This window comes from Bacillus cereus group sp. BfR-BA-01356 (assembly GCF_022663635.1).
In the GTDB taxonomy this organism is placed as follows: Bacteria; Bacillota; Bacilli; order Bacillales; family Bacillaceae_G; genus Bacillus_A; species Bacillus_A cereus.
In genome coordinates this window covers 18,703-29,934 of sequence record NZ_JAKUFX010000070.1, presented here as the reverse complement: position 1 = coordinate 29,934, position 11,232 = coordinate 18,703, and the positions used below count along the sequence as shown (strand labels likewise).

Sequence of the window (11,232 nt, the reverse complement as noted above, 5' to 3'; positions counted from 1 at the left end):
TATTTTACATAAAATACTGGTCTAGTTTCGTGATGTCTTTTTTAAGCAATTTGTCCTTTGATAACTTCAAAAGATATTATTTTTCAGTTGACATACTACCGCAGGTCTTTATCATTAGATAAGTAATCTCCATATCATTTAAAAAGTACTAATTCACAGTCATATCTTATAGGAGTGTTTTTATTTATTTAAGCTCTGTCATATCGTTATCTTATCTCAGAATCACCTGCGCTTCCCCATGAAGGACTTACTGTCGCCACGATATCTTCTGCTTGTAACCTCTTTGGTTTTATTAACATGTTAACTCCGCTGCTACAGAATGTAATGGACTACGATTATACAAACTGTATTATTGAAAAACATGATGTATGACATTAGTTTCTTCATCATCAATTCGTTTACCTGCTGGGATTCAAGAATTCAGTCTTAGTGTTGAATATAGGAATAACCAATTTATATTTGAAAATTACAGTATGCAACATTGTATGAGAAAGACGGTTGATATTTTCTGCAATCTGTAACTGTAATGATTATAAGTTGGTCGTATTCAATCCGAAAAATAAAATCATCATGAATGGAGAGGTTATAGCTTTTCCTGAACAAGAAAGCTATCGCCTTTAGGCATGGGAGGAAAGGGAGGTTTGATACGGATTGTCCCTAAAAATCGCAACGTTCGTGGTACTTTAAGTGTCCGAAGTATAGATAGATTCTTCGTTTTTTTTGATTTTTAGGGAATTATTCTTTAATTAGTAGATAGAGAGGTAAAATAAAAATACACCTAATTAATAGGTGTATTTTTTAGACTTGAAAACCACATATGTATTGGAGATTTCTCTTAGTTAGAATGTATCACAATAGAAATCATGTATATACATAATATTTGTTACATCGAATGGTTTCCTTGTAAGTATATGAAAATGGTAATCTAAATAGATTTTAATTTTGTTAACTTACCAACCTGTACTATGTTCAGAATTAGCAGGGGCGCCGCCAGTATTGCCATGAGATTCAACTTTCGGAGCAGGGAAATGTGTATGCCCTTCTTGTTTAGGAGCTCCACCAGTGTCGCCGATGTTTAAAGCAGGAGCGCCGCCAGTATCGTCACGGGAATCTAATTTTGGAGCAGGAGTATCACCAACATTTAAAGCAGGAGCGCCAGTATTACCATGCGCTTCTAACGTAGGAGCAAAGAAGTCAGCGTGACTCTCTTTTTTAAGAGCCATTCCTTCCCCATGAGTATTTGTATAAGAAGGAGCCCAAGTGTCGCCATGTGAATCTAATTTAGAGCTTAGATCAGCATGTGTCTCTAGTTTTGGAGCAGGAACATCGCCATGCTCTGCTTTTACAACGCCCCCATCCCCAATATTTACACCAAAAAGACCAAAGCTAAACACTGATAACCCTACAACAGCTGTACTAATTTTTCTTTTCAATCTATCTCTCTCCTTTTTATTGTTTTATTTCATTTTGTCTAAACGTGGTAGATAAAATGAAATGAATCGTAAAAAAATACAATTATATTACGATATACGAATAATTCTGTGTAATATTTTGTAAAACATCCTTGAAATTTGAATTTTATGAAAATAAAATTCGACATGGTTCATTTTTCAACTAGTTGAATAGATTTTGATTGAGTTTTTATAAAGCTATTCATTAACCTTAGGACCGAAAGTAGATCTTAATTTCTTTATACCGTGGTCATAAGGTTATTTTAGCTTTGAATTAAATTAAAGCCCTCTTGCTTTATATTTAAAAAGTACAGTATGCATCATTGCATGAGAAAGAGGGTTGCTATTTTTTATATACTGTAACTATAATAGTTACAGGTTGGTCGTATCCAATCAAAAATAAAATCATCATGAATGGAGATGTTTCATAATGGGTATGAAAAAAATAATTTTAGCAGGTGCTTTAGGAATCGCTGCATTATCAGGAACAAATGTACCAGGATTAGAACTAACAAAAGCGAGTGCAGCTTCTATTGAATCAAACTTCTCGACGTTAGAAGGACGAGTAGTAGAAGTAGATAACGGTGTAATTGTTGTAAAATCTCAGCAATATGAGGAACCTGTTAGTGTGTATATTGATTCACTTTCAAACGTTAAAGTAGGAGATGAAGTAAAAGCTACTGGATCTATGATGCGTAATTTTACAGAATATATGGTTGCAACTGCAGTTGAAAATACAACAAACAAGTTAGGTATGCATATGAAAGAAGATGGCTCACCTGATTATGTAATTGGAGAAGTAGCAAAAGTAGGAACGATGGAAGATGAGGGAGACGGTGCTACTAAATATGTCGTAGTTGAATATCCATCGCTAAATGGGAAGAAAGTTATTATTGATGTTTTCTTAACAAAGGGACAAGTATTTAATACGGGTGAGAAAGTAAAAATTGATATGAAGTATGTAGGCTGGGGCGGAAGTTCTATTAACTGGAACACAGTTGATCATATCGAAAGAGTTCATGAAGCAAAGACGAACACTGAAAATAATGATGATGTATGGATTTGGTCTTAATAAGGCGAGTATAGGTCGTTATTTGCAATTTTCTCCAAACAATACATGTAAAAACTAAATGTATCATGCAGTACCCATCTAATTCTCATTGCGTATGACAATTAGATGGGTACTTTTTTATTTGAAATTTGTGCAAGTCAATGTTCAGCATTTCTTTTTAAGAGTAAATTACGGGTGAAATCAAAACTTTATTTGCAGTACATAATAAATAATGTTGATTTTTTATCCTATATTAAAATAAAAACAAACCACTGTTCGATTTGAATATTCCACGATATAATAGTGAGAGTTTATGGCAGAATAAATATTTACATAAGAAGTGAGGTACTGTATGAAAAAAAGAACGACAGACATTATTTTTATTATTATCGGTGCATTTCTTTTTGCGTTAGGTGTCAATTTATTTGTTATTCCGAACGAGTTTGGTGAGGGCGGGGTAACAGGTATCACGATTATTACGTACTATTTATTTGAGTGGTCACCAGGTTTAGTTAACTTAATTTTAAATGCGATTTTGTTAATAGTCGGTTATAAATTTTTAAATAAGATTACAACGATTTATACGATTATTGCTGTAGTGACCAACTCGCTATTTCTTCATTTAACAGAAGGCTGGACGATTGCTTCTGATGAAATGCTCGTAAATGCCATTTTCGGTGGAATATTTATTGGGTGTGGTATTGGTCTAATCATTCGTGTTGGCGGAACAACTGCAGGTACTACGATTTTAGCAAGAATGACGCATAAGTATTTAGGCTGGAGTATTAGCTATGGTCTACTGTTCTTCGATTTAATCGTTGCGTTTTCATCTTATTTCATCATTGGTGCAGAAAAACTGATGCTGACAATTATTATGTTATATGTAGGAACGAAAGTAATGGAATTTGTAATTGAAGGTTTAAATCCGAAAAAGGCCATCACGATTATTTCTGATAAACCAGATGAAATTGCTGGGAAGGTGACGACTTTAATGGGTAGAGGGGTTACTGTGTATTCAGGTCATGGCTATTACACGAAAACTCCGAAGGAAATTCTTTATGTTGTTATTAATAAGCAAGAAGTAGTGAAGCTAAAGCGGATTGTTCAAACTACAGATCCAGCTGCGTTCATCGCTATACACGATGTTCGTGATGTGTTCGGAGAAGGATTTGTTGATATTTCGAAGGCTTAGAAATTGTTTTTGATTAAAATAATCTTAATACTAAAACGTAAGAATCTATTTTGAATCATCTGTTTTCAAAATAGATTCTTTTTTAATTAAACGCCAGTCACTTTCAGTTCAATCTTTTACGTTCTAAAGAAAACCGCCGATAAAGCGCTCCAGTCTGTTCTTTAATTTTGAAATGTGAGAGTTGAATAACGATGGATTATATGTGATTTTTTAATCTACTCCCCATGAGTTTCGCCATTTGTTTTGCATCTGGATTTTCTTCATCGTACAATTTCTCAATAATGTTAATATAATCCGTCTCATTTCGATTTTGACTTAATTTATATGCAGCCTGGATGTCTCCCACCTTAACCTTAAATCCAACTATACCTTTCAGTTCATTTTCTAAGAGAGTAGGGGAAAGTTTATCCCATAATACTGGATTTTCACGATGCTCTTCATATTTTTTCAGCATTGTTGTTAATTCATCTATTAATTCCTCTTTATCTAAAATACTTGCTTTACCATATATATGGACAGCTTGATAATTCCATGTTGGAACTTCTTCATTTTCATACCAAGAAGAAGAGATATAAGAGTGCGGTCCCTGAAACATTATAAGAACATCCTCACAGGTTTCAAATGTTCTCCACTGGGGGTTCCCATAAGCCATATGTCCAGTAATAAAATAATCATCACCTTGTTTAGTTAACCCAAAAGGCAAATGAGTTGCGATTGGTTTCTCTTTTTTTGTTGTGACGATTGTTCCAAAAGAGTTTTTTTGAACAAAATCCCAAATTTCATCAACATTTGTGACTTTAAAATACTTTGGAATATACATAATAGCCCACCTCTCAAAAAAGTTATATGAGTGTTTTGATCATGATAAGGTCAACTTGTTCGTCATCGCCCATATAAAAGGAGTGAGAGCCAGCTTGTACAAAACCTAAGTTCTTATAAAAAGCAATAGCATTTTCATTTTTTTCCCATACGCCTAGCCAAATATTCTTTTTATTATTTGCTATTGCAATTTCAATAGCATTATTTAGTAGGTGTTTACCAAGACCATGTTTTTGAAAGGAGCTCTTTATATAAATTCTCTCGACTTCAAGTGATTCATCGCCCATTTCTTCAGACTGAGCATCATCAGTATTGATCTTCAGATACCCAGCAATTTCATCGTTGAAGTAGACAAAAAAGAATTGAGAAGAGTTATTGGATAATTCTTTTTCTAATTGCTTTAAGTTAAATGCCTTTTCCAAATAATGATGCATATTTTCGGGTGAATTTTGATGTTTAAAAGTTTCATTAAATGTTTCATAACTAATTTCTTGAAGTTTGTGTATATCTTTAAGGGTGCACTTTTCTATATGTGTAGTCATATTAATAGTTCGCTCCTTTATATAATCAATAATCTCTCTTATTTCCCTTTTTTACAAATTCCCAATCTTTTTCTATATTTTTTCTTACTCTTTGAAGAAGGTTAGAAATAGTTTCCGCTTCTGTTTCCGAAAATCCCTCTAATGCAACAGTATTTGAATAATCGTTTTCTCTTTTAATAAAAGGATAGACGTTTTTCCCTTTTTCTGTTGGGAAAAGTTTTTTGATTTTCTTGTTAGATTCATCTTCTTTCTTTTCGATAAATCCATTGAGTTCAAGCTTTTTGATAGCACGGGCTGCGGTTGTACGATCTACTTTTATCATCTCAGATAGCTTTTCTTGAATGATTCCTGGGTTTTCACATATTCGCACAAGGTACAAATACTGACCTTTTGTAAGCTCATATTCTTTAAATTCTATATTACTAATAGAATCTAATGCCCTTGCAATCATGCCAATTTCACGAAGAATTTCTTTCATAATGAACTCCTTATCTTTTATTTTTATTGCAAATGCAACAATTTGAAGTTACATTTAATATAAAACATTTTTATTGTAAATGCAACAAAAATAACGATGAAGAGGTTGATTAAAATGAAGTATGTTTTTTATGTATTAGGAATTTTAATATTAACCCTTGGTATTTCTTTCACAATACAATCAGATCTTGGAACGTCACCTTTTGATGCGCTTTTAGTAGGACTTTCTTTAAATGTGGGACTTACTGTGGGAAGCTGGGAAATAATAATAGCTTTATTATTAATATGTTGTAACTCAATTTTAAAAAGACATAGACCAGAGATACTAGGGTTGTTAACAGCATTCATAACGGGTATTGGTATTGATGTGTGGCTATTTTTATTACGCAATTTAATTACACCTGAAATATGGTACAGTAAAATGATTTATTTTGGAATCGGATTAGTTATTACAGGATTAGGAACTGCAATATATTTACAAACAAATTTTGCTCCCATTCCAATTGATCGATTAACTTTAATCATACAAGAATTAACTAGAATGAATATCTTTATATCACGAACATGTATTTACCTTATATTCTTAATAATGGCAACGATTTTACATGGACCAATTGGTGTTGGGACTATATTAACTGTTTGTTTAGGTGGGCTATTACTGAATTTCTTTATGCCACTTACTAAAAAAGTAATAGATCACTTATTCGTACACCAGAGTACAACATCACCAAGTTATAAGAGTAATAAAGCAGCTGACCACAATGATAACAAGAGTATCTTCTAAGGAATCCTTTTCTTTTTCTTGCAAAAAATCCAATTGTTTCTTAATGTAGTGATGTAGCAGGATGAACGAGAGAGGGTTTAATGAAGATGATACATATTTTATTAGCTGATGACGATAAACATATTAGAGAGTTATTGCATTATCATTTACAAAAAGAGGGGTTTAAAGTTTTTGAGGCGGAAGATGGAAAGGTAGCGCAAGACGTATTAGAGAAGGAAAACATTCATCTTGCGATTGTAGACATTATGATGCCGTTTGTTGATGGTTATACGTTATGTGAAGAAATTCGGAAGTATCATGATATTCCCGTTATTTTATTAACTGCGAAAGACCAGTTAGTGGATAAAGAAAAAGGATTCATTTCTGGTACAGACGATTATATCGTAAAACCATTTGAGCCAGCTGAAGTCATTTTCCGTATGAAAGCTTTATTACGTCGTTATCAAATGCTGAGTGCAGATATTATTACGTTGCACGGAACGACAATTAATCGAAAAGGTGTGGAAGTAAAGTGTAACGGTCAAACAATTTTGCTTCCTTTAAAGGAATTTGAGCTATTATCACAACTTGCTAGTTATCCTGGAAGAACATTTTCAAGAGAAGAGTTAATTGAACTAGTATGGGGAATGGATTTTGAAGGGGATGAACGAACAGTTGATGTTCATGTGAAAAGGCTCCGAGATCGTTTCTCAAAACGAACGGATGATTTTCAAATTACGACAGTACGCGGACTCGGATATAAGTTGGAGCTGAAATAAAATGAAATCACTATATTCTAGATTTGTATTTATGACGGTCGGTATTATGCTACTTAGTAGTATTATCGGCTTTTTATTAACGAACGTATATTATCAAGTGAAGTTAAAACCGTATAACAGTGAAAAGATTTTAAAGTATGCGGAAGAAGTTAAGTCATTATATGAAAAGCAAAGTGAAGAAAATCAAGAGGCGTACTTACAATCTATTGCGAAGTTAGGGTATGAAATTTATATTGTAGATGATCAAAAGAATGGAAAGCGTATCGGCAATGCGTTTCGTAAGACGTCTATTAGCGATGCTACTGTTCATAAAGTATTGCAAGGGGAAACGTTTAATGGTGTTTCTACGTATCCAACGCGTCTCTTTATTACCGGTTTTTTCGATAATGAATTAATAAATAGTGTCGGTGTACCGGTAAAGCACGGTGATAAACAGTACGCGTTATTTATTCGTCCTGACATTCAGAACCAATTTGGCGAGATGCGAATTTTCTTAGCGGTATTACTTGGGTTTATCGTACTATTAAGCATTATCTTTATAGTGATTGCAGCAGGTTACATCGTTCGCCCAATTCGTAAATTTACGAAGGCTACGCAAAAAATTGCGAGTGGGGAATATGAAATTGAATTAGATGTAAAACGAAAAGATGAAATAGGAACGTTATCTACAAGCTTCCAAAAGATGACGAAGAGTATTAAAGAACTAGATGAAATGAGACAAGAATTTGTTTCGAACGTTTCACATGAATTCCAGTCGCCGCTTTCTTCTATACAAGGTTTTTCGAAAACATTGCAAACAGAAAAGATGAGTGAGGAAGAAAGAAACCATTACTTACAAATTATTGAGGGGGAAAGTAAGCGAATGTCTAGTTTATGTAAACAGTTACTGACGCTCGCTTCATTAGATAAAGAAGAGAAAGTTTTACAAATAAAAGAATTCAATTTGCAGAAGCAAATTAAAGACGTCATTTTTATGCTTGAGTGGAAATGGCGCGAGAAAGATATTGCCGTTGAATTTGATGTGCCAGATATCACTATAAAAGGTGATGAAAACTTACTTCATCAAGTATGGAGTAACATTTTCACGAATAGCATCAAGTTTTCAAACGATGGTGGAACGATTGAGTTTTTTGTCGAAGAGTTAGAGTCTAGTGTCATTATCTCTATATCGGATAACGGAATTGGTATGGAAAAAGAAGAAATGGATCGTATTTTTGATCGTTTTTACAAAGTAGATACAGCAAGGGCAAGAAACGTAGAAGGTAGCGGTTTAGGATTGTCGATTGTGCAGAAGATTGTTGAACTGCATAACGGAACTGTTTCAGTTTATAGCACGAAAGGGGAAGGGACGACTGTACGGGTGGAACTTCCTAAATAGATGGAAGAGGCTGTTTGAAAATAGCCTCTTCTTTTTTGTTGCTAGTATACGTGTGAAATGAAAAAATATGAGTCATTTTAATTGCATAATCGGATGAGTTTATGGAGTGGGATTAGGAGGAAGTTTATTTAAAAATGTAGAATCTCTACAGAGTTAGAGGGAGTGTATTAAAACTTGAACTGTGTAGGGAGGAAATTATTTTGAAACGAATTGACTTGTTATTAAATAAACTAGATTCAACATTCGATAAAGAGAGTTGGTATGCACCGTTTAAACATGCTATAGAAGGACTTACAGCTGAACAGGCTATGTGGAAACCAGCTGGAGAGACAACGAATACCATTTGGGAGAATGTTAATCATCTCACTTATTACAAAGAAAGACTTGCTGCAAACTTGGAAGGACGTGAATGGACACATAATCTTGACGGTAATGACACCTTTTATCTTACTAAGCAATCTAATAATGATACGGAATGGAAGGAAGTCGTTGAACGCTCTGAAAATGCTCAGCGTAATTTAAGACAGGTATTAAGTGCAATTTCTGAAAGAGAGCTTGAACAAAATTCACTTGAAGGTAAATTACTGGACATCATGCTTCATGATGCTTATCATACAGGCCAAATTATTCAATTAAGGAAAATGCAGGGGGCATGGCCATCAAAGCGTTAACGGAACCTTTTAGTTGGTGCTATTGTTGAATAAATTTTAGATATTCAAACGACTTCATTGGTATATTTTTAGTGAAGTATTTTACATCCAAAATGAAATAATTATATTTTTAACCCCGTCCCCAATTTAGAACGGGGTTATGTTTGTTCTGTTATAAAGCCGCACCTTTCCCGCACTCTTCTTTAAACTGAAGCTCAAAAGTATCCGCTGTAATTTCATCAGCTTTTGGAAAAGCCCGTAATTTCGGATGAAGTAGCCATACGAGGGAAATGAATAAAATCCCGATGCTAGCAAGCGCGAAAATGAGTTGGCTACTATATACATTCGCAGTGTATCCGCCAATTAAAGAGCCGAGTGGCATAGCAATTGTGCCCATGCTTCGTGTGACTGAATTGATACGCCCAAGATATTGGTTTGGAATTACAATTTGACCAATAGTCGCAAATAATATGTTGGTCGCACCAATTGGTATCCAAGCTAAGCCGAATAAAAAAATGGATAACCATTGAAACGGTATAACTGTAGAGAGAAACCAAAAGAAAGCGCCAGTCGCAAAGCTAATAATGGAGACACGGCCAACATTATGTTTACCAACCCATGAACTGAATAGTGCTCCAATTAAACAACCGGCGGATATAGCGGCTAAAAAGAAACCATATAATTTTACACCGCCTAAAGAATCAGCGAAAGAAGGGAGTATTGCCATCGTCATACCGATTGAAAAATTAGCGACAACGGAACCGATTAAGAATACGCCCATTAAGGAACGGAAGACAATTGAAAAACCTTCTTTTAAATCAGAGAAATATTGTTTAGTTGAAAGTGATGTGCCCGTTTCGGTTTGCTTTGGTATTTTCAATGAAACGAACAAAAGGGCAGTAATTGCGAATGTGAAAGAGTCAATTACATATAAAGTGATCGCGCCAAATAGTGCTACTAATATTCCAGAAAGCGTCGTACAAATTAAATCAATGCCTTGATATGCAAATGAGAAGAGTGAATTTCCTTTTAATAATTGTGTTTTATGCAGTAGAAGTGGTAAAGCTTTTGATTGTGCGGGATAGGCGAATTGTTCAATAAAGGCTACGATAGGCATGATGATGAGTAGTAGGTGGACTGTTAGTAGGTCGAAGTAGTGTGTAATAGGAATGATTAAAATAAGAATGCATTGCAGAACTTGTGTAATGACGAGGGTGTTTTTAATGGACCATCTATCAACGAATGGACCAGTAAGAAATTGTAATGCAGAAGGTAATAATGTAAGGGAACCAGCCAATCCAGAATAAAAAGGATTACCACTTAATTTGTATACGAGCCACATCGCGGCTACATAATACAAACTATCTCCTATGTTGGTGAAAATTCTTCCTAAAAATAATAAGAGGAAATTCCGGTTTTTTAATATGTCCACTTTATCTACTCCTTTATAATAAATTTATTCGGTAAAATAAATTTGACCGTTTATGTAAAAAAAATCGTATTACGATTTTTCTTCTTTTTTAATAAATTGCTGCATTGTTCTCTCAGCGATTTGAAGTGCAGTAGTAGAAATATAATAAGGTTTACTATTCGGATCTTTATCTGCACCTTTTGTAATTTCGTTTAATTCAGCCATTAATTCATAAAACTTTTTTACCCACACTTGAAATTGTTCTGGCGTAGCATCAAATTCCCAGCAGGATGAAACGTAATTCCACTTAGCTGGATCTTCACTTGCATTTCGTAATGTAAAAGCTTCTTCTGGTGCAGCGAGAATTTGGCTTTTCGTTCTTTCTATCATTTGTAAAAAGATTTGGCGACCTGATTCGCTTACTATCTCTAAATGAGGTAATAGATCTGTAGCAGGGGTGAAGCCTTTCGCGACAGATTGATAAAACTTTTGAATAATCCCATTCTTTTCCTCTGTATAAACGATCTCTATAAGACCATTCTTTTCTAATTCTTTTAAATGATAATGAATTTTCGCCCTTGAAATGCCGAATTTCTCAGATAGTAATTGTCCAGTATAAGGACGTTCGCATAGACGTATCATCATTTCGGCACGTAGTGGATCGCTTAATGCTTTTAGTTGGCTATAAGTAGTTAGTGTTAATACGGGCTTCAAAATGA

The 11,232-nt window shown here is 34.2% G+C and carries 12 protein-coding genes; 6 read left to right on the top strand and 6 right to left on the bottom strand.

The features are described from left to right. Positions 1-950 precede the first annotated feature (950 nt). The gene (locus MR168_RS20875; protein ID WP_000823364.1) at positions 951-1,433 is read right to left on the bottom strand and encodes a hypothetical protein; all 483 of its coding nucleotides are present in this window, start codon (positions 1,431-1,433) and stop codon (positions 951-953) included. Between the two features lie 448 nt (positions 1,434-1,881). Here MR168_RS20875 and MR168_RS20870 point away from each other — a divergent pair, with 448 nt between their 5' ends. Together MR168_RS20870 and MR168_RS20865 are read left to right on the top strand one after the other, a co-directional pair. Further along, positions 1,882-2,523, top strand: coding sequence for a F0F1 ATP synthase subunit alpha (locus MR168_RS20870; RefSeq protein WP_000525491.1), 642 nt, complete (start codon positions 1,882-1,884; stop codon positions 2,521-2,523). Between the two features lie 331 nt (positions 2,524-2,854). Continuing rightward, on the top strand, positions 2,855-3,694 hold the full coding sequence (locus MR168_RS20865; protein WP_000747497.1) for a YitT family protein: 840 nt from the start codon (positions 2,855-2,857) through the stop codon (positions 3,692-3,694). Between the two features lie 196 nt (positions 3,695-3,890). Here the strand turns inward: MR168_RS20865 and paiB are convergent, their stop codons facing one another. From paiB to MR168_RS20850, 3 genes are read right to left on the bottom strand one after another with little or no spacing between them, the layout of a single operon-like run. Continuing rightward, positions 3,891-4,514, bottom strand: coding sequence for a protease synthase/sporulation negative transcriptional regulator PaiB (paiB, locus tag MR168_RS20860; RefSeq protein ID WP_000275824.1), 624 nt, complete (start codon positions 4,512-4,514; stop codon positions 3,891-3,893). Between the two features lie 22 nt (positions 4,515-4,536). Then, on the bottom strand, positions 4,537-5,055 hold the full coding sequence (paiA, locus tag MR168_RS20855) for a spermidine/spermine N(1)-acetyltransferase (protein ID WP_000207064.1): 519 nt from the start codon (positions 5,053-5,055) through the stop codon (positions 4,537-4,539). 25 nt (positions 5,056-5,080) lie between these two features. After that, positions 5,081-5,533: a MarR family winged helix-turn-helix transcriptional regulator gene (locus tag MR168_RS20850; RefSeq protein ID WP_000658990.1), complete on the bottom strand. Its 453-nt coding sequence runs from the start codon at positions 5,531-5,533 to the stop codon at positions 5,081-5,083. Between the two features lie 114 nt (positions 5,534-5,647). On the opposite strand from MR168_RS20850, the gene MR168_RS20845 reads away from it, so the two are divergent. From MR168_RS20845 to MR168_RS20830, 4 genes are all read left to right on the top strand, one after another. Next, a complete protein-coding gene (locus tag MR168_RS20845; RefSeq protein WP_086411564.1) occupies positions 5,648-6,316 on the top strand; it encodes a YczE/YyaS/YitT family protein in 669 nt (222 codons plus the stop codon). Between the two features lie 80 nt (positions 6,317-6,396). Continuing rightward, the gene (locus MR168_RS20840; protein ID WP_086411565.1) at positions 6,397-7,074 is read left to right on the top strand and encodes a response regulator transcription factor; all 678 of its coding nucleotides are present in this window, start codon (positions 6,397-6,399) and stop codon (positions 7,072-7,074) included. A 1-nt stretch (position 7,075) separates the two neighbouring features. Beyond that, entirely contained in the window at positions 7,076-8,452 is a 1,377-nt protein-coding gene (locus MR168_RS20835) for a sensor histidine kinase (RefSeq protein ID WP_242291471.1), read from the top strand. Positions 8,453-8,652: 200 nt separating this feature from the next. Then, entirely contained in the window at positions 8,653-9,123 is a 471-nt protein-coding gene (locus tag MR168_RS20830; RefSeq protein ID WP_000820996.1) for a DinB family protein, read from the top strand. A 151-nt stretch (positions 9,124-9,274) separates the two neighbouring features. Here the strand turns inward: MR168_RS20830 and MR168_RS20825 are convergent, their stop codons facing one another. Together MR168_RS20825 and MR168_RS20820 are read right to left on the bottom strand one after the other, a co-directional pair. Further along, complete coding sequence (locus MR168_RS20825; RefSeq protein WP_086411567.1) at positions 9,275-10,534, bottom strand: MFS transporter; 1,260 nt, start codon at positions 10,532-10,534, stop codon at positions 9,275-9,277. Between the two features lie 69 nt (positions 10,535-10,603). Further along, a complete protein-coding gene (locus MR168_RS20820; RefSeq protein WP_000805790.1) occupies positions 10,604-11,227 on the bottom strand; it encodes an ArsR/SmtB family transcription factor in 624 nt (207 codons plus the stop codon). Positions 11,228-11,232 lie beyond the last annotated feature (5 nt).